Genomic DNA, 24966 nt, shown 5'->3' with positions numbered 1-24966 from the left:
GAAAAAGATGGCTAAACCTTTCGTTATAAAGAACAAACGTAGTTTAAATGGTGAAACAACAACTCCAGTATTAGTAACAATTAAAGCGTGGCAAAAATTAGTGGAAGCTTTAGAAGGCAAATACTATAGCTTTAAAGATACATATCTAGAAGATATCGTAAATTCAATGTCTTACGAGGAACGAATCGCAGACGAAGAAGGGTTTGTTGAAAAAGCCAAACCATCTTTTTCACTTCAAATGAAAAATCTCTTCACTAAAGCAAATGGTAGAAAGCATAAGCTATATGGCATTACTAATGCAGATCTAGAAGTATTTCTATTTCTACATAAAAAATGTAATACCTATGGTGAACTTTCTCATGTTTCCATTCACATGCTTTGGGAGGACTACAAAAATTATAAAGAAGCATTTGCACATATTCATCATTCACAATTCTATGTTGCGTTGAAAAAGCTTAGCTTACACAACATCATTGAAATTGAGAATGAATACAGTGGTAAATATAAAATTACATTAACTGATTTTATGAACAAGGAAACGAATAAAGCGAATCCTTACACGTTTATCAGTCCAATTGTATTTACAAAAGAGTTCTTCGATTTATCCATTGCTGCTAAAAAGCTATTTATTGATATCGCAATGCAGCAAAAACGAGAAACTACTTTGAAACGTTCACTTTATAAGTTGGATGAACAAGGACAACAGACTCATTTTGGCGGTATGTATCGCTTCTTACATAAGAAATACCCACATCAGATACGTTCTGTAATGGCTGAATTAACAACTAAATCAACTGCTACTGGATCTTCTTTCTTTAAAATTTGCAAATTAGAAAAAGGGAAAAAGAATAAAAAGCAGTATACAACACTGTATTTATCTGTACACCCTGATTTCCTGTGTAATAAGGAAGTAGGGGAAGAATATCGCGATCCATTTACACCAAGACTTACATATAAACGTAAAGCTAAGTTCATTGAAGAATCGTTAGTTGAAATGAATATTGCAGAATTTACAAAAGATATAAACCAATTTGTAAATGTCTTAAAACATTCCTGTCATCGTCAAATCCGACAAGTAATTCGTGGATTACGCGAAATGATTGATAGACAAGAGGGTTTCCCTAAAAATCTTGTTTATACACTAAGCAAATTATTAAAGCAGTCTTCTCAATATCGCGTATTAGATACGGCTGCTAAAACAGGTATTTATTCTCTAATTACACATAATGTGCCGAAAGAGAAACAAGAAGATGCGGTATTTAAATTTGGTACTCACTTCGCTATATATTCATTACAAAATGTTAAGAAGTTATTCTGTAAAGCGCATGACCTACTTCATGCTACATATGCTGTTCCTGTAACTGAAGAAGCATACCATCGTAATTATATGCAGTATCAAGAAGAAACTCTATTTAGGAAGTATGCTTTTGAGCAAGGAGTAAATGTTAACGCATATATTGCATTAGAAATTAAAATTCGTGAATTATTAAAATCTCATGGCCATAAAGAACGTCATATTCCAAGTGATATTCGCGAACTGTTCATTGAAAAAATAGATAGATTACCTAAGGAAAAAATCCGCGTAATTGAAGTTCCAAAAGACTTTAATTTAATCGATTTTCTTCAATCCTTAGAAGCTTATTACCGTAAAACTAGTGAAACACCACACACGGTAGATCAGCTGCTTCCTGCAATGTAAAATTACATGCTCTCCTTTTTTGAAAAATCAAAGACGGAGGGCTATTCGTGCTGAAATTAAAAATTATATTCGTACTATCCAAACAAAAAAGAGAGAGATTCTTAAATTTGAGTTAGAATACCTCTCTTTTTTTATACACTTCCATACAAAAGTCCTAAAATATAATCAGTAATTCACAATTTCATTTTACTTTTTTCTGAACATTCGTCCTTTTTTTGGGATTTAATCTACTAAAAATCATAAATATATATATAAATTCAGTGGATATCTGAATAATATTTCCCAAATGTGTACAATAAAATAGCTTAAAACTTCATTTATAAGCATTTCATATATAAATCTACCTAAAATCAGAATGTATTTTGTTAATCATGTTGATTTACTGAATTATGTCTATAACTTACTTCTAAATGTTAATAAAATGTGGCTTATTTTATAGCGTATGTGGAAATCATGTTATTAATTTAAGCTAGACTACCATTAATCTTAAATACACTTTTATGCATCAAAATAATGCTGATTATATGTAGGTTAAGTAATTCAACTTTATGATATTTTGTATTTTTAGAGTGACGTAAAACGCAATAAATACATTTCCAATAAGTGTTTTTTTCGATTTTTTATGGTTCTATAGCTTGAAAAACACTGTTATTGCTGGATTTGCAAGCCATTTTTCATAAGTATAATAGTTTTATCTTTATATTCTTTTTATATAAAAGATATATATTATATTAGGTTTTAACATACTATCCGAAAAATACACATCTCTTAATTATTTAAAAGGTAATAGTCTTGCACTAAGTAAAAAATAAATTTAAATACTTGGAGATACTAATGATATTATTTTAAAAAAAGTGTGTAATCAGTATGAAAAGGAAAATTAGTTAAAATAGAAGCATTATCCGTATGAACTAAAGGGAAGAGACGTATGAATTGCTCAAACAACAATTATACGCTGAGTTTATCCATATAGACCTTAATTAGAAGAGACAATACAATATCATCTTAAATGAACAAACAACTCATGAGGAGTCGATAAAACCTTTATCAGAGTAAACAGCCAATTTATTTTGTCGAACAAGTCTGTCCAAGATTAAAAACACTTTATGAATAAAGTGTTTGGTTTAGCTTCATAAGCTAGAAATTCACAGGATTCTTTTTATATATTGAAAATATGCTAAGCTTCCTGAAAAAATGGCAAAAAATATAGAATACTATATTTAATAAATCTTGTTTTAGAAATTAAAATAAATAAAAACATTAGAATTAATTTTTGATCTTTCATACTTACTACAACAAGCTATTGAAGATTTAAGCTTAGTAAATTTCAAAGTTAATCCATTGGTAAATAAATGAATATTCAGTATCTATTAAATGTAATTTCTATAGTAGAGTTACCTGGAAACTGATAACAGTACACAGAAAACGAGTACGGCTATTGAAGATTTTTATGTTGAAAAATACTAAGAGTATAGAAAACTAGAAAAGGACATGACAAATAACCTTGCTGTATATGATTATTTTAAGCAAGGTTATTTGTCATTGGATTTTTTAAAATTTATCTGTTCTCTTCTAAAAAATTATAGAAAACAAACTTACGATTATTATTTGCACCCAAAAACGAGCTTGTTTTTTGGGTATGACGTTTTCTTCGTTCTTGATTCTGTTTAGATTTTTGATTAAACATCTTTATGAAATGCGCAGGATTGCTGATTTCGGCTTTATTAAATTGAAACCATTACACACATTCTTCAAAATCCCATCTTGTTTTAAAGATAATACCAAAGAAATGGCTCATCACTTTAGCGTTACTTGTGATGGGTCTTTTTTCTTTTCTTTTACTTGGAGTAGTTAGTATTTTCATTGCGGCAATGGGAAGTGATAGTGGAACAGAAACGGGTGATATTACGTATACAGGTGAAGGGCAAGTCATGAATGTTTCACCTGAAGTTTTAAAATGGGAACCTACGATTCGGAAGCATGCGAAAGACTTTGGCGTGGAACCGTTTGTCGCTTTAATGCTGGCTCAAATGATGCAAGAAAGCGGAGGACGTGGTAGTGATCCCATGCAAAGTTCTGAAGGTGCATTTAATACGAAATATTGTAAGAAACCAAATTGTATTACAGATCCCGACTATTCTATTTGGGCTGGTGTACAGGAGTTTAAACATGCGATAGAACGAGCTGGTGTAACTGGGCCTGGTGATATGGATCATATAAAAACAGCTTTACAAGCCTATAATTTTGGTACTGGTTTTTTTGATTTTATTTTTTCAAATGGTGGTAAATATACAAAGGAATTAACCATAAAATTCTCACAGGAGCAATACAAAAAAAGTAGCTCACACTGGTATGTATCATTGCCTTAGACCGGAGGCTGTACCGTATCAAGCGTATTATGGCGACATAGTGCGCCCGGAGAGGGAGCAAGAGAACATGGTGATTGCAAACCATTAGGTCTTCCCTAGATGACCTATCATCACTTGACTAACCTTGGAAGGAAACTGAAGGGGGACAACAGCATGTCAAGAAAGCCGTAAGTTGATTAATCATCGAATCACGACTGAACGGCAAGATGTGAAATATGGATAAGGATGAAAGCTATACTGCTTGAACGATAGCACAAGGAAGGCTACCGTAACTCATTTCGGAAGATGGTTATATACGGAATGTGGTAGATGACATAGCGATAAGGGTGTCGTCGCTATGTATAGGGACATTTACCATCCTCCACTATACGTGGAAACGTGTGAAAGTCGCATCCGAAACCATATGTGCAAGTCTCTTGTCTTCTAAACGGGGATTACCTAAGTTGGAATGCCGGAAGGCTATTGAGGATGACTTCAAGGCACTGCCAAGAAGTGTGGCTCATGAATATCCAATACGGTAACGGAGCCTTCATAGTAGTCCGAGCTAGGGAAAGCCTAGTACATGGCGAAGGAAGGCAGTCTGTCCGCTTAAAAAATGAAATTGGGGAGGTGCGAAAGGCATCATGCAAAGTCCAAAAGTAGTATTAAGCAACCTGCAAAGACAGAGTCAGAAGGAAGAGTATAAATTCCGAAGACTCTATCGAAATTTGTACAATCCAGAGTTTTATTTCACTGCATATGACAATCTGAGTAAAAATGATGGAGCACTCACGATGGGTGTAGATAAACGTTCTATTGATGGATTTTCAATAGAAGTTATTGAAGAGCTGATAGAAGCCCTTAAGCAACGGGCATATCAACCGTTCCCATCAAAAAGAGTATATATCCCAAAGAAAGACGGAAAGAAAAGACCATTGGGTATACCTAGTTTTGCGGATAAATTGGTGCAAGAAGTTGTGAGAATGATATTGGAAGCAATATATGAACCAACGTTCTCCGTATCATCACATGCTTATCGAAAAGGAAGAAGCTGTCACACGGCACTTCAAGAAATCCAAAGAACGTTTACTGGTAGCAATTGGTTTATTGAAGGGGATATTAAAGGTTTTTTTGATAACATCAATCATCATACTTTGATTGGCATTTTAAGAAAACGTATTGAAGATGAGGCATTTATTGAACTGATATGGAAATTTCTTCGTGCTGGATACTTGGAAGAATGGAAATTTCATAATACCTTTAGCGGTGCTCCGCAAGGTGGTATTATCAGTCCACTTCTATCTAATATCTACTTGAATGAGTTAGACCAATACATGATGAACTATATACAACAATTCAATCAAGGTAAAAAACGAAAGAACAATCCTGAATATCAACGGAAATATACTCAAATGAGAAGCACGATTCGGAAGTATAAAAATGCACTGGAAAAAGAACAAAAAGAAGAAGCACAACAACATTTAGAACAAGCTAAAGCGTTAAAAAAAGAATTACAGACGATTCCATATAGTAATCCAATGGATTCAACTTATAAGCGTCTTACTTATGTTAGATACGCTGATGATTTTCTGATTGGTGTAATTGGTTCAAAGCACGATGCAAGATATATTAAGAAAACGTTGACTGAGTATCTAATGAAGACACTTCAATTGGAATTGTCTTCAGAGAAAACGCTTATTACCCATGCTTCTGAAAAACATGCAGGATTTCTCGGTTACAATATTCGTGTTTTTAGAGGAAGTGCACCTCGAAAAGATGCGATTGGGAGAGTATGTAGATACCTTAATGGAAAAGTTCAATTAAAAATGCCTCATGAGGCTTGGGTCAACAAATTGAAGAAATACCAAGCTATCAAAATGAGTGCCGATGGCACTTGGATGCCCAAAGAAAGAGGATACTTCATTCATAATGAAGATTTAGAGATTGTCGCTCAATATAACAGTGAAATAAGAGGATTGTATAACTATTATCGGCTAGCAGAAAACGTGAGTAATCATATGCATCGTTTTGCTTACTTCATGTATTACTCTATGCTAAAAACATTTGCATCTAAGTATAGAGTTAAAACAAAAGAGATTCGAAAACGTTATGAGAAAAACAGACGATTTACTGTCACATATAAAACATCTCGAGGAGAAAAGCAAACTCATTTTATTGAACGTAGTTTTCCACGAGAGAAACAGTCAAAAGAAGCGAACTTAGATTTAATTCCAGATACAAAATATGTGTTAAGTGAAACGAAACTCTCTGATCGAATCAAAGCCGAACAATGCGAATTGTGTGGGAAAACGAATACCACAATTCATATGCACCACGTAAAAAGATTGAAAGACATTAAAAATAAGCCGAACAATTCCTTTCTAGAGAAACGTATGGTTTCAAGGAATCGTAAAACCATAGCGTTATGTAAAGAGTGCCACGTAAAAAGGCACAAAGGAGAGGTTTAGCGGGAGACAGATGGAGAGCCGGATACATTGAGAGATGTAAGTCCGGTTCGGGGAGGAGCACTTAAAAACCTACTACAGTAATGTAGCAAGGCGTTGGGTGCTTACTCTACTTGTACGTTGATGCGGTTTTGAAATATTATCAGCCGGGTTCTGTCGTGTCTGGTGGTGGAGGAAATTCCGGAAGCGGAGGAAGTAGCGGTGTAAAAGTTGTAGATGTTGGTCGTCCATTGATAGGAAAAAGTACTTATGTTTTCGGTGGGGGAAGAAAGCAATGGGAAATTGATAGGAATATATTTGATTGCTCAAGTTTTGTACATTGGGCATTTAAGCAAGTAGGTAGAGAGCTAGGACCTGTAACAGATGTTAACACAGATTCATTAGTACAAATTGGCCAGAAGATATCACCAAATGACATGAAAGCTGGTGATGTAATATTTTTTGATACTTATAAAAAAGATGGGCATGTCGGTCTGGTTATAGATAAGGATCACTTCATTGGTTGCCAAACGAATAAAGGGGGAGCTATTGAAGATTTAAATAATCCGTATTGGAAAAAAGTATTTACTGGTCATGTAAGAAGGTTCTAAAAATCAAAAGAATAGGAGACTGAAAGAATGAAAGATAAACGAAAATCTTTGTTTATTGTGTTTGTCATTTTAGTTGTAGGTGTGACAGCTTTTAATATCTATTTGAGCAAAAAATCAATGAGTGATGGTAAAGAAAAACAGTTAAAATTTTCAAATGAATTACTAACAAAACAAAATGAAGACTTAAAAAAACGGCTTGATAAGGTGCTTCCTTCCGCACAAGAACAACAGAGAAGGGCGTATTTATCGACAGCCGAAACGTTTATTCAATTATCCTTTCATCGAGAAAAAGAAGGCTATAATGAGCGGAAAGAAAAAGCAAAATCCATTATGAGTGAAGAACTTTTACAACAATTCTATCCCACTGATAAATACGAATTAGGGGATACCTATAAGACGAAACCAATAGAAATGAAGTTTTATTTACAAGAAAATGAACCCGATCAAGAGGAAGTAAATGTGTTAGCTGAATTTATAAACGTCACGACTGATTCAACGCAAAATCGAGAAGAAAAAGTCAAAAGTGTGTTACGAATTATCTTGAAAAAAGAAAAGGAAACATGGCGAGTTACAAGTGTAGAAGAACTCAATATAAAAGTTTTATAACAAAAAAGGTGGGGTGAGAGTGTGATAGGTGCAATCAGTAAAAAGAGTGAAAGAATCAATTTGAGAAGAAATAAGTCATGGATCTACCTAGCAATTATCAGCTTTCTATTTTTCGGTTTTTTCGCTTTCTTGACATCTAAAATTTACATGCCGAACGATGAAAAACTATTCCATACGGAAACAAATAAAGTAATCAAGCTGTCCGGGATGGGGAAATTGATTGTAGAGCAAAGGGAGTATAATCCACATAAAAACTTTATAGAACTTCGATTTCGGATAGAAAGATATGAGGAAACTGGCTTTACGTTTAAGGCACAAGAAAAAGGAAAACCAGGTGTTCAATTACCTGTCAAAGTGTTGTATGAAGAGAACGGAAATTACGTGATAGAAGTCCAAGAATTATCTCCAAATTGGGGAGCGTTAGCTTTAGATATTTACAATAAAAACAGTGAAAAAGAACAAATGGATATTCGGAAGTTTACACAAGATGTTAACGAATACGAAGAAGAAAATACAAGTGCAAAGAGTCCAAATAAACTTGTTCAGACGATTTTTACCGATCAAAGAAAGACGAAAGTAAATGATGAATTGTTAGCTGAAGATAAAAAAATATATGAGTTAGATTTTATAGAAAGAGACAAAAAAGATATTGAAACAAAGATCGAAAATTATGGGAAAGCAATCAAGCTTGAAGAAGAAAATGGGAAGATAGTTTTTGAGAAAGTAAAAGAACTGAAAGATGAAATGAAATACCAAACCGAAGCGGAAAAAACGGAAACGCAATCGAAAATAGCATCTCTAGAATCCAAAATAAAATCATCAGAAAAGAACGTTGAATTGTTTAAAGGAGAACAAAAAATTGCACGAGATAAGATCGAAAAATTAGAGCAAAAGGCGCAAGAAATTAATAAAAACTGAAAAAAGTCATGTCGTGAGTGAGTCTACATCAAGGGATTTCGTGTCGTGAGTGAGTCCACATCACGAAAAAATGAGTCGTGAGTGAGTCTACATCAGAAGATTTTGTGTCGTGAGTGAGTCTACACCTAGAAGGTTTTCTTGTTCCCATCGTTTTGCTAGGCTCCGCCTAGCTTCACACCCTAGGTGGGAACAAAAACCCCTTATGCTCTTCTCACTATTTTTTGATCTCTACCCAAATTTGCAGAAAGGAGAGGGAAAAGTGGAAATTAGAATTAGAGAAGTAGATCCAATTGCCGTAAAGAAAATAGACGAAATTGCAAAGAGGAAAGGATTATCCAGACAGAAATTTTTGAAAGACCAAATTGAAATGCTGGCATTTTTTCAGCAACAAAATAAAAGAGAAATGGAATTAGAAAATATCATCCAAAAGAACATCCATATGATGAATGATTGTTATGGAGAAATGAAAAAAATGAATGAGTTTATTCAAATGATGATGCAGGATGATGAAAATGAGTAATGTGGTTCCTGTTCAATCTTCCAGTACACCGGGTGTTGTTTTAAAAACAAAATTTGTGCTACCAAGTTCGGATGCATTTCAGAACTATATTGAGTATGTAGACCGGGAAGAAGCACAAAGTGAAGTGAAGCTGAATCCGAAAATGTTTGAAACGTATCAAGAATATATGGGAAATCCAGAAAAGACATCGGCACTGTTTACGGAACACGCAAATCGTTTAACAGAAAGTGAGAAAAAATCCTTAAAGGAAATGTTTAAAACCGCTCACGAAAATGGAAGTATTATGTGGCAGGATGTCATTTCTTTTCATAATCCTTGGCTAGAGGAACAAGGCATTTATGATGCAAAGACAAAGACGTTGGATGAAAAAAAGTTAATGGATGTGACACGGCTTGCGATGAAAGAAATGCAAAAAAGAGAGGGGTTAGAAAAAAGTTCTACCTGGTCGGCAGCCATTCATTTTAACACGGATAACATTCATATTCATGTAGCAACTGTTGAACCATTTCCAACGAGAGAACGTGGAAAAAGAAAACCCAAAACATTAGATGCGATGAGGGGGAAAGTCGTAAATAATCTGTTAGATCGTAAGCAAGAACAAAAACAAATTAATGATCTGATTCGAAACAATATGGTAGGAAGTAAAAAAGAGGATTCGGTTTTTGATTGGCGCAATCAACATTTGAAACCGTTGTTTTTACAAATTTATAAACAGTTACCAAGTGATAAAAGACAATGGCAATATAGCTACAATACAATTCAGCCATTGAAGCCGGAAATTGATGAATTAAGCAGAAGATATATTCACCATCATCATAAAAAAGATTACGATCAGTTTCTTCAAAAGTTAGATAAAGAAGTGCAAGTTTTCAAAGAAGCATACGGGGAAGGCAAGTATGATAAGAAGCAATATGAAAATTACAAGACGAATAAAATTAATGACTTGTATAAAAGAATGGGGAACGCCTTTTTACAAGAAATGAAGGCATATGATAAAGAACAAAAGAGAATCCATCATATGAAAAAATCAAAGCCGTTTCAAAAATTTCAACAGAATGTATCTATTCAGTATTCTATGAAGAAAGTGGAGCGTGCTTTTAAAAGTGAATATGAAAGTTGGAAAAACCAAAAGTATTATGAGCGGATGCAAAGGGAAAATGCATATGAAAACGAAAGGGGTTAGATTATGGGGAATGAGAAAGTACGAATGAAGTTATCATTGAGTGAAAACGTCCATCATTATGTTCAAGAGTATATGGAGGAGAATAATATTACACATCCTGGGGATGCCATATCGAAAATTTGTATGGAACATCAAGCATCAAAAAATACAGAATGGTCATTGAATTATATTTCAGAAGTTGTTTCTAAAAATCTTCATGACATATTAAAAAGTGAGCTAACAAAAATTCGTCTTGGTGCAAATAGTGCGGATAGGAATACACAAGTTTTAATTGAATTAATGAATGGTTACTTTTTTGCCAATGACTTAGATTTAGAGAGCATTATTACTACGGATAAAATAGAAGTCGGTGGCGTGAAAATGGCAAAGGAAGTTGTAGCGGAACGGATTAATCATGCTAGACAAAAACGTATAGATCATGAGGCATCAAAGAACAATGTAACGTAAGCTACATTGTTTCTTTTTATAAAAAAATAGGAGGTTAGTAGGATGTTATTATTTCATGAAGATATCGCATTAGGAGTCATTAAAGCAATTGGAGAAGGTGAACTAATTTTACTTGTAAAAGATAAAGAATTAACAATTAAAATTACAAGAGAACAAGAGGAAGAACTTGCAGTTCATGTTATGAATCAAGAGAATATGTTAGTTCCGGTTAACGTAAAAACTCATGAGCTTTTCTTTGATACAACGGAAAGATGGAATGAAGAAGACATGGAGGAATTGCAAAGAGCTAGCGAAAGAGTAGGAGAAGATCATGAGTAAAAATTATAAGAAAAAATATCAAACGAAATCACCAGAAGAAAAGAAAGAAGCGTTGCAAGCTTTAACAAAAAAGATGGAAAAAAGCATAGAAGGCTATTTTCGTACACCGGGAGACTTAAAAGATTATTTATCGTTTATGGCAAAGTTTTATCAGTATTCACCATCTAATATTTCATTAATACAGAGTCAATTTGAAGGAGCCAGGGCAGTTGGTTCCTTTTCTTTTTGGAAAGAAAAAGGGTTTGCGGTTAAGAAGGGCGAGAAAGGAATCCAGATCCTTGTTCCAAACAGAACTATAGCGAAATTTAAAGACAAACAAGGCACTTGGAAAACAGTAACTAAAGCAAATGAGGAAGAGAAAAAGCAAATTGAATCTAAAAGCGTAGAAGTGAAACCTGGTCGTTTATATTTTGCTGTTGGCCATGTGTTTGATGTGTCGCAGACGAACGCAAAAGCGGAAGATTTGCCACGTATTTTTCCGAATCGTTGGCTAGAAGGAAGCGTAAAAGATTACAAGAGTTTGTACAGAGGGATGGAGGCTGTTGCGGAAAAGAACGGTGTGAAAATTATTGAGCCGAAGCAAGAACTTGGGGTCGCAAAGGGGGTTAGTTACACCTTAACAAAAGAAGTTGCCTTGAATCCACGAAACAGTGAATTGCAAAATGTAAAAACCCTTCTTCATGAATTAGCACATGCCAAACTTCATACAGCAGAGACACATATGAATTACACAGCACCAGAAAAAGAGTTTCAAGCAGAGATGACCGCTTATGCCGTTTCTTCTTATTTCGGGATTGATACAAGCGAATATTCATTAGGTTATTTAGCGAGCTGGACACAAGGAAAAGAAATGAAAGATAAAACGAAGTTATTAAAAGAAGTACATGAAACTTCGATTGAATTTATTGAAACAATTGAAAACACGTTAGAAAAGGAAAAAGAAAAAACAAATGAAAAAGAGGTGGAAGGTATGGCAAATAAAAATGAAAAACAGGATGAAAAAAATATTTTATTGGTCGAATACATGAGTTTAAGTAATACGACACAAGAGCTTGTTTCCGTTGCAGAGCTAAGGGAACAAGTAGATAGAAATCGAGCGTTTGAGCCTGTAGAAGGTGCAGAAAAATTGAGTGATAAAGAGTTTATTGATGCATTTAACGAGGCGAATCAAGAAAAGTATGCAGCACTAAATCAGGACAAAATAAATCGTCCAACCATGTTAGTTCAGTGGAGCGAAAACGAAAATTTTAAAGGCAATCAATTAATCCCATTTGGAGAGGCCAATGAAAAAATGGCTGAAGTCATTACAAATATTGAAAAAGCAAAAGAGGAAGCAAGAGAAAGAGATGAATACGTACCATATGATAAAACTCGTTATCATATTGCCATTCCAAAAGAAGTAGATAGAGATTTTGGGAGAATGGAGCTTGTGAGAATGGATCGTTTAGATATGGGGGATGGGGACTACAAGACACCGTATGAACAGATATTAAACGAGAAAAGGTATTTATCGGATGAAGTGAAACAAGCGTTACGAGATGAAGTAGTGAATTATAGAAATAACAAAGAAATACCGATGGAAAAAGCACAGGAAAGTACACTAGAAAACTTGAAAGAGACACCCAATCACCTAGTTACAATTGAAGTGTTAGCAAACGGTATGCAAGATGAAGAACTTGCAAGAATACACATGATGGACGGTGTTACGAAAGATAATAATTATTTATCGGTATGGAATCAAGATAAAACAGATCGTGAAGATTTATATGTTTCATTAATGGAGAAGAACGGGAAACGAGAAAATGTCTATTTAGATAACATTTTGAAACCAGATTTATATGAAAAGGTTCAAAGTTCTATCTTTGATGGAAGAGGAAATTTGTCATTTGTTGTTTATGAAAAGGATGCAAATATGAGTCTAGATGAAATTGTAAAAGATGAACGATATGGACTCTTAGTTGATAAAGCGGAGGGACAAAAAGATTACTCATTTAATGAAAAAGAAGTGGAATTGTATAAAGAAATGAAAAAGGAAGGATATGCACCTATTGCCTCCTTAGATCAACAAATTCAACCTTCAAAAGAACAAGAGTCAACTACCTTAGATAAGGATTTAAGCCGGAAATACGAAGCATACAGACGCTCACAATATGAAGAAACACCAGATAATATCGATAGTATTGTCACTCGTGTAAAAGCTGAAGAGCGTTATTATACAACAAAGTATGTTTCGATTGATAATGAGCTGGTAAGCCAGGAACACGTTGTAAAATTAGAAAACAGGGTGGATGAGAAGCTTGGGATAGAAGGAATAACGGTGAATCAATCTACAACTTCAAAGGAAATGAATGGAGATAAAAAATTTCAGCCATTAAACGGAAAACAAACGAATAGTAAAGAAAAAAACAAAGACCCAGAGCCTATTGCACAAGGCAATGTAGACCAGTCGAAGGCTATAAAAAAATCAAGTAGGAAAAAAGAAACAATGGAAATGGAACGATGAAAAATTTTATAACAGGAAAACCAGATTGAATCATTTTTTGTTACTCAATTGAGAAAACGGAAAGTGATTTTTTTATGTCTAGAAATGAAAGGGGGTACATGTAAAAGCCCTCTTTTTTGTTTGTAGAACGAAAGGAGTGAAAGAGAATGGGAAACATTGTGGAAATCGTAGACATTGATTACAAGGGCGTTTGGGCAGAAAAAGGAGATCCAAAAGAACTTATATTTATTTCGTTATCTAATGAAGAAATTCAAGCCGTACGTAAAATGCTGTCGGAACAAAAACCATTATATGTGTTCTTACAGAAGGAACTAGAATGGAAAGTCATGTCATGAATATGTGGCTGTTTTGCGGGCTGTATGTTCCTTGTAGCTGTCTTTTTGAACATGTTGTTGTTATTCGGTTACCGAATCGTGAAAAAGCTGAGAATCAAGAAATGGAAGCGTAAAACTGAAATTGCAGATTAATAGGAGATACTACTTATGGGAAAAACGTTATTTATTGCTGAAAAGCCGAAGGTAGCTGTTGAATTATTAAAATCACCTAGATTTAGAAACTCAAAAAAATATCCAGGAAGCAAGCCGTATTACGGATACTATGAAAATGAAAATTACATTATTAGTTGGTGCCGTGGGCATTTATTAGAGTTAAAACATCCAGAAGAGATGGACGAGAGATACAAAGAATTTAAATTTGATCACTTGCCTATTATTTTAGAGCCAACATATAAAGAGAAGTCGGATTGTCTAGAACAAATTCAAATATTGGTTAAGCTGTTAAATCGTCCTGATGTAGATTATGTGGTCAACTCCTGTGATGCAGATAGAGAAGGTGAGCTTATCTATCGTGAATTATATGAATATGCAGGTGTGAACAAGCGAGAATCTCGTCTTTTTATCTCTTCTTATGAGGCCGCAGAATTAGAGGGAGCGTTGAACCGATTAGAACCAGGAAAAGACTATGACGGGCTTGCACAATCCGCTAAAGCAAGGCAATACCTGGATTATATTCTAGGCATTAATGTTACAAGGGGCTGTACATCCAAATTAGCAAAAAATCAATTCTTATTGGCTTCTGGTCGTGTTCAAATGTGTATCTTAAATGAAATCCGTCAAAGGGAAATTGCTATCCAAAATTATAAAGAACAAACCTACTACAATTTGAAGCTACTAACCGAAAATGGCTTATCACCGGTGATGACAACCGAAGATCAACTGATAGATCCATCCCCACTACAAAAACTTGGAGATAGCTTGAAAGGAACGAATGCAATCGTAACGGAATTTAAAGAAAGTACGAGAAAAAAGAAACCAAAATTATTATATAACCTAACGGACATCTACAAAGATGCACACGCCAAGCTGAAGATAAATGCGGAAACAGCAAAAAAACATATTCAGAGTTTGTATGAAGAAGGCTTTATCACGTATCCTCGTTCTTCATCCAGACACTTACCTACAGAACAAGTGGAACGAGTGAAAGAAGTAATGGCAGCATTAGAAAAAAGCTCCTATGCAAACCTAGTACAACAAGTAATCCCATCTTCTATCACAAAAAAACACACTACATTTAATGATGAGCTAGTAAGTAGTCACTTTGCAATCATTCCAACAACAAAATCATATGTCGGGACCAACCGAAATCCATTAGAAAAACTGTTATATGACTTAATTGTAAAACGATTTATCGGGAACTTTATGAAACCAGCAATCTACCTGGTAAGAGAAGTACACTTTATAGATCAAGAGGGCAACACATATAGTACAAAAGAAAAGATCCTACAAGAGAAAGGGTTTCTAAGTGTGTTTCAAGAGGATATAGAAGAGGGATCAGTTGAGGCATTTCAAATCCCTGTTTTACAGGAGGGAGATTCTTTCAGAATCGTTCAGTATGACTTGATTGAGTCCCGAACAAAGAAACCAGCCTATCATACGGAAAGTTCCATTTTAACCTTTATGGAAACGGCAGGACGTAAATTGGATGATGAACATTTGAAAGAACTGATGAAAGGAAAACGGATTGGGACAGTCGCAACGGAAGAAACATTTATCCCAAAACTGTTAGAGCGAAGCTATATTGATGTTACCAATAATCAGATTCAAACCACTCATATTGGTCGTGCATTTATAGATGCTTTTCCGGTAGATGAAATCAAAAATCCAGCTTATACGGCTGAAATGGAAGGGATGATCTACATGATTGAAAAGAAAGAAATGAACTATGAAGAGTTTGTGGAAAAAACAAATACGTTTGTAAAGGATACGGTGGAACAATTAGGCGCAATGGATGATAAAGTGTCGGATAACATTATTAATACTTGGAATCAGCAAATTGAGGTGTGCAAATGCCCTTGTAGAAAAGGGAAAATCCTTCATAAAGGTAATTTTTATGGGTGCAGTAATTATCCAGAATGTGAAATTTCCTTACCCAAGAAAATTAAAGAAAAAGCGATTCCGGAGCCGCAAGCGAAAAAGCTGTTTGAAGATAAAAAAACAGATCTTCTAAAAGGATTTAAGTCCAATGAGAAGGAGTTTTCCGCTTATCTAGTGTTACATGAAGGGAATATCAAATTTCAGTTCCCCACACAAGAGGAGCTGTCATTTGGTAAATGCCCAAAATGTAAAAAAGGAGAAATCCTTCATCACAAAACGTTTTATGGATGCACAGAGCATAAAAACGGATGTGATTTTATGTTACCAGCAAAGATGAAAGGGAAAGCAATCCCTGGTAATCAAATGAAAAAGCTGATTCAGTATAAAACGACTGATTTTATAAATGGCTTTGAAGGGGAAAAGGGAGAATTTACGGCAGCTATCTATATGGAAGCGGACGGAAGTTTGAAATTCCGTTTTCCAACGACTGAAGATCGTACAATTGGCAAATGTCCATTATGTAAGAGTAGAGTTCTTGTAGGGAAAAGTAACTACTTATGTGAGAAATACAAAAAAGGCTGTGACTTCATTATTTTTGGTACATTCTCTGGTAAAAATCTAAGTAGTAACCATGTGAAAAAGTTATTAGAAAAGAATGTGACAGATCAGATTAAAGGGTTTATCTCGAATAAAAATGGGAAGAAATTTGACGCTCGTTTATCATACAGCGTACAGGAGAAGCGATTAAAATTCTTATTCGGCAAATAAAAATGAAATGTATCAACTATAAGTAGCAAAAGAGGACTAGGAAACGGAATAGTCCTCTTTTTTATTTCATTTTATAGAGTAAAGGGGGGATTCCGTAATGGCACATGTCAGTACGGAGGATGCGATGAAAGCAAGAAACATTGACTTGATTTCATATCTGGAAGCAAAGGGAGAAACGTTTAAAAAAGAAGGAAACTATTACCGTCATACAGAGCATGACAGTCTCATTATTAAAGGGAATCAATACGCCTGGAATAGTCGAGGGGAGAAGGGATATGGAGCGATTAGCTTTGCGATGATGTACTATGAAATGACATTTCCACAAGCCGTATTAGATATAAATAAAGGGGATTACAAAGAGTTTGATCGCTCAAAAGCTGAAGAAGAACGCAAAAAAGAACAGCAGCCATTTATCTATCCAAAACACTTAGAGGTGCCGAAACAAACAGAGATCAAGCGATATTTAATTGATGAACGGAAAATAAATCCTCGCTTGGTGAACTGGTTGATTAAAAAGGATCTCATCGCCCAGGATAAGAAAAATAATGTGGTGTTCAAATGGAAGGAAGAAGGCGGCAAAGGGCAAGTAATTGGAATGAATCGTCAAGGTACAGTCAAAATGGAGAATAAAAGAGGAAGCTTTAAACAAATTGTCCCGAATTATGAAAAAATCAATGTGGGTTTTACAGTTGATGTAGGTAAGCCGGATAAAATCTATTTTTATGAAGATCCGATTGATATGTTATCTCACTGGAGTATCAAGCAAAATAAGATACAAAATGCTCGCCTGGTTTCTATGCATGGATTGAAGTCAAAAACAGTGATTCAATCTTTAATGGATGCGAAAAAAGAAGGGCACGATATTAAAGAGGTCATTATGGCAGTTGATAACGATAAAGCCGGGAAAGACTTTATTCAGACGATGAAATGCTTTGTAGATCTTAAAGAGGATATTCCAACGAATGAAAAAGATTGGAACGATGTTCGGAAGAAACAAGTGAGTGAGCAACAGGTAAAAGAAACAGCTCAACCAAAGAAAATGAAACCAATTAAAGAGGTGGAGAGAAGTGTCTAATCTACCAGGAACGCCAAACATATTACAGATTTTGATTTATGGTTTTATCCTTTATGTTCTTTTTCATATTTGTAAATTCATGTACCGGAAGATCCAGGAGCGAAGAATATTAAAGCGAATGGCTAAGTCCGGTATTCGCTATATAGACAAAATGGACGGCCATCAATTCGAAGTATACGTGCGCCCATAAGGGCTTCTGGGGAATCTGCTTTAGCAAGTAGTAGGTATAGACACCCAACAAACCTATCATCAACCAACTTATCCATGAGGGAAACCAAATTGGGGAGTGTAGCATGTTGGTAAAGCCATAAGTTGCCTAGTTACCAACGGCACGACTGAATGGCAAGATGAAACCGTTGTGAACAAGGATGAAAGCTAAACTGCTTGAATGATAGTCCAAGGGGGCATATCGAAGTCTATTTCGAAAGGTAACTGATACGAAATAAAACCATGGTACAGGGTTCAGATAGACAACCTTTGTACAGTAGGTGTCCGTGGTTTCCTAGCCATAATAAATGGAAAAGGACGAAAGTCACATCCGATATCACAATACTGCTATGTCCGCAGAAGTACTAAATGGGGATTACCTAAGTTAGAGTGCCATAGAAAATGGCTATTGAGGATGATATCAAGTGTAATAAGCAAGATATGTGGCTCATGAAAATCTAATAAGGTAACGGAGTTCCCGTAGTAGTCTGAAATGGGGAAAGCCTATTACATGGCGAAGGGGAACAGCTTATCTAGTTTAATACAATTATGGAAGGAGCGAGAGGCTTCATGAGAAATCCACATGATGTATTAAGCAATCTAGCGTCTAAGGCAAACAATACTGAGTATAAGTACAAAAGACTGTATAGGAACTTATACAACATAGAGTTTTATCTTTTAGCTTACCACAAGATTAATGCCAAAGAAGGAAATCTGACTAAAGGTACAGATGGAAAAACTATTGATGGAATGAGTATCGAAAGAATACAAAACATAATTGAAGAATTAAGAGAGCAGTCTTATCGACCACACCCTGCTAAAAGAGTGTATATCCCAAAAGTAAAACAAGGAAAAAGACCGTTAGGAATTCCGTCTTTCGATGATAAACTAGTACAAGAAATATTGAGATTAATACTCGAAAGTATATACGAGCCACAATTTTTGGAAACATCACATGGTTTTAGACCGAAAAGAAGCTGTCATACAGCAATAATAAAAATTCAGAGGCGATTTACTGGTGTGAAGTGGTTTGTTGAAGGAGATATAAAGGGATTCTTTGATAATATAAACCATCACACACTTATAGGAATATTAAGAAGAAGAATCGACGATGAAAAATTTATTAATCTCATTTGGAAATTCCTAAAAGCAGGTTACCTTGAAGACTGGAGATATCACAAGACGTATAGTGGGGTACCGCAAGGTGGAATTATAAGCCCTTTATTAGCCAACATCTATTTAAACGAGCTAGATAAATATGCGGAAAAATATAAAAAAATATTTGACTCACAAACTACTAAAAGAAGAAGGCCTATAGAGTACAAGAGGATTCAGTACAAAGTCAGTGATGAAAGAAAGTGGCTAAATGAAAATTGGAGCTCCCTATCTAAGGAACAACGAAGACAAAAGTTAAAAAGCATAAGGGAGAAACAAAAAATATTAAGTAGTATGAACTGTACGGACCCAATGGATGGAAATTTTAGACGCTTTAATTATGTCAGATACGCCGATGATTGGATTGTTGGGATAATCGGTAGCAAACAGAATGCAGAGGACGTCAAAAAAGACTTTGCTAACTATTTAAAGAGCGAGCTTAAATTGGATTTATCATTGGAAAAAACACTAGTTACAAATAGCAAAAAAAGGTTAGATTCCTAGGGTATGATTTAACCGTACAAAGATCCTCAGCAATAAAAAAAGATAAAAATGGAATTCCTAAAAGGACTTATAATGGCGGTGTAAAAATATACGTTCCTAACGAAAAGTGGGTGAGCTCTCTATTAGAAAAAGGTGCCCTAAAGATTAGACCTGACGGTCGATGGAAAATCCTGCACAGAAATACTCTTATAAGGTTGGATGACTTAGAAATACTTAGCACGTATAACGCTGAAATTAGAGGATTATATAACTACTATTGCATTGCTAATAACGCTTGTGTACTAAACAAATTCAAATATGTGATGGAGTATAGTATGTATAAGACTTTTGCTTCTAAGTACAGAAAATCTAAAAGGAAAATAATTGACAAATACTCAATCAATGGGAAATTTGGCGTGAAATATATTGTAAAAGGCGAGGAAAAGATAAGATTCCTATATAATGAAGGCTTCAAAAGAAAGAGGCCAGTAACAGAAATGAAAACAGACTATCTCCCAACTATAATGCAATATAAAGGTAGAACAAGCCTTATATCAAGGCTAGAAGCTCAAACATGTGAAATATGTAAGACTGAGGAAAAACCTTTTGAAGTTCACCATGTAAGAAAATTAAAAGACTTAAAAGGTAAAAAACGTTGGGAACAAAGAATGATAGCAAGACGACGAAAAACTTTAGTAGTTTGTTTAAAATGCCATAGAGACATTCATAATGGAAAGCTAGATTGATAAGTGGAGAGCCGTATACATTGAGAGGTGTACGTACGGTTCGGAGGGGAGTTCTTGGAAACCTCCTGTAGAAATACAGAAAGGCGCTGGGTGCTTACCCTACCTAAAAGCTCTCTTTCGAGAGTTGGGTTATTCTCCAACAGTCACAAAGCAGTCAAATGATTTCGGAGCGGATCTGGTATTGAAGGGGAAAAATCGTATTGTAATCCAGGCGAAACGATACGGGATGAAAAATAGAGTCGGCATCAGTGCCGTACAAGAGATATATGCAGCACAAGCCTATTACAAAGCACATGAGGGCTGGGTTGTAACAAACAGTGTATATACAAGACAAGCAAAAGAATTAGCGGAAGCTTGTAATGTAAAACTAATAGATCGTGTAGAACTTCAGAAATTGATTAATAAAATTAATCCCGAATATACGGCTGAAGATGTATATCAAGGGGTAAAACCTTCAGAACGGAAATGTCCAACATGTAAGCATGATTTAGTGATTCGTAATTCAAATAAAACAGGAAATAAGTTTTTTGGTTGTTCTCAATATCCTACATGTACACATACAGAACCAATTAATACATGAGCTATGATGAAAATCCGGCTCTTTTTTCATTTGTTTAAAGAATACATGAAAAAAATCAGTTTAACTAAAAAACGACTCTTCAGATTTGGTTGTATGGGATTTTGATGTACTTATCAATGCAATAAGTTGTATTTGTTATAAAAACGCATGTAAAGGGGGAAACGGACTTTACATGCGTTTTTAGGGTTTTTAGAGAAAGTAAAAAGACAGAAAATTATTTTAATTTTAACCTTGATAAGGTTTTGATAATTAATAGGTGCTTTTGTTCAATAAGGCGCTTTCCTAGAAGAAGAGATTTTTATTAGTTATCGATGTGCTATACTCAGTTTTAAGAGACAAAAAGGGGGCTAAATTATGGGATTTTTCGATAGGAAAGCTGTTTGTGGTGTTTGTGATAGCAAAGTTGGCTTGAATCGGTATAAGGTGAAACAATCTGACGCTTGGGTTTGCCCAGATTGTTTTAAAGAAGCTGGTGGCTTAGGTGTTGTAGACGTAAGTAAAGTTACTATTGAAGAAATTAAAGCTATAATCGATGAAAAAGTAGCAAGACGTGGTGAGGGCCCGTTATCAAGCGCTGAAGGAATGTATCAATACTGCATTGATAATAAATTCGGTTCTGGATTTAATGAAAAATGGGGAGTAAAACACTTTAGAGTGCTCGAAAACAACTTGATGAACGGTGAAAAAGTTCAAATGGCGTTTATCGGAATACATAATTATCAATCTACAACAAAGCATGATAATAATTATGCCTATGCTATCACCAATAAACGTATTATGTTTGGACAAAAAAACTTAACTGGTGAAAAATTCAAAGCGGTAGATCATGGAAAAATAAATGATATATCATTTGAAACAGGGATGCTTTTCGGGTTTCTAACGATTGATACACCACAAGAAAAATTTAAAGTTGCTTTAGACAAAGCTTCAGCAACATCCATAAACAATAATATTCATCAGGTTCTGGATGCTTTAAAAAATAACACGAGTGAAGTTCAACCACAATCAATACCTACTCCTACATCAGTAGCAGATGAATTGAAAAAATTCAAAGAATTGTGCGATATGGGTGTTATTACAGAAGATGAATTTAATGCCAAAAAGAAACAGTTGCTAGGTATATAAACATAGTATGTACAAGAAGACCAAGTTAGATTGGTCTTCTTGTTTTGAAAAATTAATAGTTAAAAAAGATGCTGTAATTTTGGGTCATTATGTTTCTCATATATGGCGAAAGCCTGTTACAATGGAACTAAGTCGAATATGAAATACCCTTAGGCAGCTCTCATAGGTATAAGATCTATGGGGGCTTTTTCATAACAGCACATAATAATTTCACGTACCGTAATTATTAATAATAAATAAACATCATACAAATAGTCTACATTTAATTTTATGTTGAATTAATCCGCTAAATGGATCATGTATTGTTTGTTTTGGATAGATTTCTTGCGAAATATGTCCCTAAATCAGAATTCAATTACAATTAAGGTATTAACTCAGTCAAGAAACATAACCAAAAACTTTACTATTTTAGTAATGCCTAGATATCGCTTCCAGTTCTATATACAATTAAAACTCTTTAAAATGGTATATTAAATATATCTAAATTATAAAGAAGGAGGGGGATAGACATGTCAGAAATAAACAAAGTTATTTCTAATGTTGAAAAGATGAAAGAAGTAAGGGTAGCCGTTGATGAAGTAGGTAAAGCGTTGGGGGATGCGATAAGGAAACACCCTGAAAAAGCATTAGCTATAGGAGGGGTCTTAGGGGGTCTTTATATTCTAAGACATAAAAAAATTAAATTTAAACTTAAAGATCTTAAAGACATTGAATTTGAAACTGAATAAATTTATTTAAAGGGGTAGCACGCACATTTTAACGTTTTTATACTCTAAGGGGTACGCCAGTATTTCGGAAAAAAACCACGCTAAGAGCATACAAGGTTTTATACAGTTTTTTGCTAATCCAGTAACAAACGAGAGCCCTAAAACCCACGCCAGGATAGGACTGTATAAAAAAATGCATAGAGTCATAGAAACAGAAAAAGGCGGATTCCTTGTGAGAGTATGATTCCGCCTTGTCTTTGCTACTGATAACACTGATTAACATAATCCATTGGCAACAATCTTTGCGAAAAGAACCTAATAAAAATAGCTTCTTTTTATAATATGTTAGGGAGTTTATAATATAAAGATAGAAAAGTAAATAAAGGAGAAAAAAAAACTATGTATAAAGAAAAATTTCTGTATTCACCATGGGTAACTGGAATTTTATTTGCTTTATGGATCCTCATCATCCCCCCTATCATCGCAATCATCCTTGTCATTAACCGAAATAAGGAAATGAAGAAAGTACAACAAGTTTGGGAAGAAAATGGATTTGATAAAGTTGTAAATGTTAAAGAGCAAATTGCCAGTCTTAGTGAAGAGTTGCAAAAGCTAACATTAGCTAAACAAGAAGTTCTAGCGGAGCTCGAAACTTTCAAACCTATTACAGACCTAACGGAAGTGAAAAATAGCATTTCCTCTCAAATTGATAATATGAATAAAGAAAAGGATGCCCTTGCAAAAAGAATTGAGGATGTTCAATCACTTGTAAATTTAACCGAATCTAAACAAAAATTGAACGAGGAGATTGAAGGATTCACATCCAATAAACAAGCAATTATTCAAGAGATTGATAGTTTGCAAAGAGAAGTTATCCTTCTAAAAGAGGACATACTTATGCAATCATTTGGATTTACAAATCCGAAATATGGTTTTGAAACGTCAGAGGCATTCCAAATCAAATTGAATGAGATTCGACAAAAACAAAAGAAAATGGTTAAGGATAAAGAAGCTACATTTCATCGCTTGGACTGGACAATTGGAGATGATAGAAAGAAAGGTAAGGAATTCATACTTGATACAATTAAACTTACCTTGAGAGCATTCAATAATGAATGCGACAATATCATTACAAAAGTAAAATACTCTAACCTGGAAGCAAGTGAGAAAAGGATTAAAAAGATTTATGATGAATTGAACAAACTCACTGATATGCAAAAGGTATCAATTACACCCGGTTATTTAAAATTAAAGATCGAAGAGTTGTACTTAAAGTATTCATTTGAACAAATGAAACAAGAAGAAAAAGAAGAGCAGCTTGAGATAAAAGAACGCATGAGAGAAGAAGCGAAAGCATTAAAAGAGTTAGAAAAAGCAAAAGAGAAAGTGGAAAAAGAAGAAAAGCACTTCGAGCAAGCAATTGAAAAGTTAAAAATGCAAATGACTGAAACAACTGAAAACCAACAGGCTAAATTAATTGAGAAGCTTAAAGAATTGGAAGCACAGCTGGAGCAAACGCGGAAAAATAAAGAAGATGTATTGTACAGAGTACAAAACACTCGTGCCGGTTACGTGTATATCATTTCAAATATAGGTTCATTTGGTGAAAACGTATTTAAAATCGGTATGACTCGTCGTTTAGAACCTATGGATCGTGTGAAAGAATTGGGTGATGCATCGGTTCCATTTACGTTTGATGTACATGGAATGATCTTTAGTGAAGATGCTCCTGCTTTGGAAAATGCCCTTCATCAAGCATTTGCCGATAAACGAGTGAACAAGGTAAATGTAAGAAAAGAATTCTTCCGGGTTGAGTTGGCTGAAATAGAAAATGTTGTGAAGAAAAACCACAACAAGACGGTTGAATTTACAAAGTTAGCTGAAGCTGAAGACTTCAGAAAATCTATCCAACTTGAAAATAAGCCTTTGCAAGCTGTTTAATATTTTTTCCCTTTGAATTTAATTAAAACAAATACAAAAAGAGTACCGATTGCTTAAATATATGTTTAACAAACTGGTACTCTTTTATTTATACAAGATTTTATACAGTTTTTCGGCTAATCTAGTAACAAACGGGAACCCTGAAACCTACACCAGGATAGGAATGTATAAAAAAATGAATAGAGTCATAGAAAAAGAAAAAGGAGGATT

15 protein-coding genes and 6 pseudogenes are annotated in these 24966 nt (G+C 34.5%); 20 read left to right on the top strand and 1 reads right to left on the bottom strand.

All coding sequences use genetic code 11. The features are described 5' to 3' along the window. Nucleotides 1-7 precede the first annotated feature (7 nt). Nucleotides 8-1699, top strand: a complete 1692-nt coding sequence (locus QUF93_RS01500; RefSeq protein ID WP_289375161.1) for a hypothetical protein — start codon at nucleotides 8-10, stop codon at nucleotides 1697-1699. 1558 nt (nucleotides 1700-3257) lie between these two features. On the opposite strand, the pseudogene QUF93_RS01495 reads toward QUF93_RS01500, so the two are convergent. After that, nucleotides 3258-3467: pseudogene (locus QUF93_RS01495) on the bottom strand (hypothetical protein); the annotation flags it as partial. A gap of 49 nt (nucleotides 3468-3516) precedes the next feature. Here QUF93_RS01495 and QUF93_RS01490 point away from each other — a divergent pair. From QUF93_RS01490 to QUF93_RS01400, 19 genes and pseudogenes are all read left to right on the top strand, one after another. Further along, nucleotides 3517-4111: pseudogene (locus QUF93_RS01490) on the top strand (lysozyme family protein); the annotation flags it as partial. A 580-nt stretch (nucleotides 4112-4691) separates the two neighbouring features. After that, nucleotides 4692-6515: a reverse transcriptase/maturase family protein gene (locus QUF93_RS01485; protein ID WP_289375160.1), complete on the top strand. Its 1824-nt coding sequence runs from the start codon at nucleotides 4692-4694 to the stop codon at nucleotides 6513-6515. A gap of 110 nt (nucleotides 6516-6625) precedes the next feature. Continuing rightward, nucleotides 6626-7102: pseudogene (locus QUF93_RS01480) on the top strand (C40 family peptidase); the annotation flags it as partial. Between the two features lie 27 nt (nucleotides 7103-7129). Continuing rightward, nucleotides 7130-7708 carry a YddI family membrane protein gene (locus QUF93_RS01475; protein WP_289375158.1) on the top strand — a complete coding sequence of 193 codons (579 nt, stop codon included), beginning with the start codon at nucleotides 7130-7132 and terminating at the stop codon, nucleotides 7706-7708. A 21-nt stretch (nucleotides 7709-7729) separates the two neighbouring features. Further along, nucleotides 7730-8626, top strand: a complete 897-nt coding sequence (locus tag QUF93_RS01470) for a hypothetical protein (RefSeq protein ID WP_289375156.1) — start codon at nucleotides 7730-7732, stop codon at nucleotides 8624-8626. A 259-nt stretch (nucleotides 8627-8885) separates the two neighbouring features. Then, nucleotides 8886-9146, top strand: coding sequence for a hypothetical protein (locus tag QUF93_RS01465; RefSeq protein WP_002151030.1), 261 nt, complete (start codon nucleotides 8886-8888; stop codon nucleotides 9144-9146). Then, nucleotides 9139-10329 (top strand): MobP2 family relaxase, encoded by a 1191-nt coding sequence (gene mobP2 / locus QUF93_RS01460; protein ID WP_289375155.1) that lies wholly within the window; start codon nucleotides 9139-9141, stop codon nucleotides 10327-10329. The genes QUF93_RS01465 and mobP2 overlap by 8 nt, the downstream gene beginning before the upstream one ends. A 3-nt stretch (nucleotides 10330-10332) precedes the next feature. Next, nucleotides 10333-10776 (top strand): hypothetical protein, encoded by a 444-nt coding sequence (locus QUF93_RS01455; protein WP_289375154.1) that lies wholly within the window; start codon nucleotides 10333-10335, stop codon nucleotides 10774-10776. Between the two features lie 42 nt (nucleotides 10777-10818). Further along, on the top strand, nucleotides 10819-11094 hold the full coding sequence (locus QUF93_RS01450; RefSeq protein ID WP_289375152.1) for a hypothetical protein: 276 nt from the start codon (nucleotides 10819-10821) through the stop codon (nucleotides 11092-11094). Further along, nucleotides 11087-13597, top strand: coding sequence for an LPD25 domain-containing protein (locus tag QUF93_RS01445; protein WP_289375150.1), 2511 nt, complete (start codon nucleotides 11087-11089; stop codon nucleotides 13595-13597). Before QUF93_RS01450 ends, QUF93_RS01445 begins: the two co-directional genes overlap by 8 nt. Before the next feature lie 146 nt (nucleotides 13598-13743). After that, nucleotides 13744-13932, top strand: coding sequence for a hypothetical protein (locus QUF93_RS01440; protein WP_289375148.1), 189 nt, complete (start codon nucleotides 13744-13746; stop codon nucleotides 13930-13932). 147 nt (nucleotides 13933-14079) lie between these two features. Next, a complete protein-coding gene (locus QUF93_RS01435) occupies nucleotides 14080-16737 on the top strand; it encodes a type IA DNA topoisomerase (RefSeq protein ID WP_289375146.1) in 2658 nt (885 codons plus the stop codon). Between the two features lie 97 nt (nucleotides 16738-16834). Then, complete coding sequence (locus QUF93_RS01430) at nucleotides 16835-17812, top strand: DUF3991 and TOPRIM domain-containing protein (protein ID WP_289375145.1); 978 nt, start codon at nucleotides 16835-16837, stop codon at nucleotides 17810-17812. Then, nucleotides 17805-17996: pseudogene (locus tag QUF93_RS01425) on the top strand (restriction endonuclease); the annotation flags it as partial. The gene QUF93_RS01430 and the pseudogene QUF93_RS01425, both read left to right, overlap by 8 nt. Before the next feature lie 593 nt (nucleotides 17997-18589). Then, nucleotides 18590-20403: pseudogene (locus tag QUF93_RS01420) on the top strand (reverse transcriptase/maturase family protein). A 100-nt stretch (nucleotides 20404-20503) separates the two neighbouring features. Continuing rightward, a pseudogene (locus QUF93_RS01415) lies at nucleotides 20504-20983 on the top strand (restriction endonuclease); the annotation flags it as partial. Between the two features lie 354 nt (nucleotides 20984-21337). Further along, nucleotides 21338-22108 carry a PH domain-containing protein gene (locus QUF93_RS01410; RefSeq protein WP_016132782.1) on the top strand — a complete coding sequence of 257 codons (771 nt, stop codon included), beginning with the start codon at nucleotides 21338-21340 and terminating at the stop codon, nucleotides 22106-22108. 509 nt (nucleotides 22109-22617) lie between these two features. Further along, entirely contained in the window at nucleotides 22618-22836 is a 219-nt protein-coding gene (locus QUF93_RS01405; RefSeq protein WP_289375140.1) for a hypothetical protein, read from the top strand. A 378-nt stretch (nucleotides 22837-23214) separates the two neighbouring features. Further along, complete coding sequence (locus QUF93_RS01400; protein WP_289375139.1) at nucleotides 23215-24756, top strand: SNIPE associated domain-containing protein; 1542 nt, start codon at nucleotides 23215-23217, stop codon at nucleotides 24754-24756. Nucleotides 24757-24966: the final 210 nt, after the last annotated feature.

This window comes from Bacillus hominis (genome assembly GCF_030348325.1).
In the GTDB taxonomy this organism is placed as follows: domain Bacteria; phylum Bacillota; class Bacilli; order Bacillales; family Bacillaceae_G; genus Bacillus_A; species Bacillus_A hominis.
Note: the sequence above shows the minus strand (reverse complement) of the source record. Positions and strands in the feature narration are given on the sequence as shown.

Bases quoted from the DNA above. Each gene is read 5' to 3' on its own strand.
- QUF93_RS01435 (WP_289375146.1), top strand. From the start codon at position 14,080: ATGGGAAAAACGTTATTTATTGCTGAAAAGCCGAAGGTAGCTGTTGAA.
- QUF93_RS01475 (WP_289375158.1), top strand. From the start codon at position 7,130: ATGAAAGATAAACGAAAATCTTTGTTTATTGTGTTTGTCATTTTAGTT.
- QUF93_RS01405 (WP_289375140.1), top strand. From the start codon at position 22,618: ATGTCAGAAATAAACAAAGTTATTTCTAATGTTGAAAAGATGAAAGAA.
- QUF93_RS01455 (WP_289375154.1), top strand. From the start codon at position 10,333: ATGGGGAATGAGAAAGTACGAATGAAGTTATCATTGAGTGAAAACGTC.
- QUF93_RS01485 (WP_289375160.1), top strand. From the start codon at position 4,692: ATGCAAAGTCCAAAAGTAGTATTAAGCAACCTGCAAAGACAGAGTCAG.
- QUF93_RS01440 (WP_289375148.1), top strand. From the start codon at position 13,744: ATGGGAAACATTGTGGAAATCGTAGACATTGATTACAAGGGCGTTTGG.
- QUF93_RS01500 (WP_289375161.1), top strand. From the start codon at position 8: ATGGCTAAACCTTTCGTTATAAAGAACAAACGTAGTTTAAATGGTGAA.
- QUF93_RS01410 (WP_016132782.1), top strand. From the start codon at position 21,338: ATGGGATTTTTCGATAGGAAAGCTGTTTGTGGTGTTTGTGATAGCAAA.
- QUF93_RS01450 (WP_289375152.1), top strand. From the start codon at position 10,819: ATGTTATTATTTCATGAAGATATCGCATTAGGAGTCATTAAAGCAATT.
- mobP2 (WP_289375155.1), top strand. From the start codon at position 9,139: ATGAGTAATGTGGTTCCTGTTCAATCTTCCAGTACACCGGGTGTTGTT.
- QUF93_RS01445 (WP_289375150.1), top strand. From the start codon at position 11,087: ATGAGTAAAAATTATAAGAAAAAATATCAAACGAAATCACCAGAAGAA.
- QUF93_RS01400 (WP_289375139.1), top strand. From the start codon at position 23,215: ATGTATAAAGAAAAATTTCTGTATTCACCATGGGTAACTGGAATTTTA.
- QUF93_RS01430 (WP_289375145.1), top strand. From the start codon at position 16,835: ATGGCACATGTCAGTACGGAGGATGCGATGAAAGCAAGAAACATTGAC.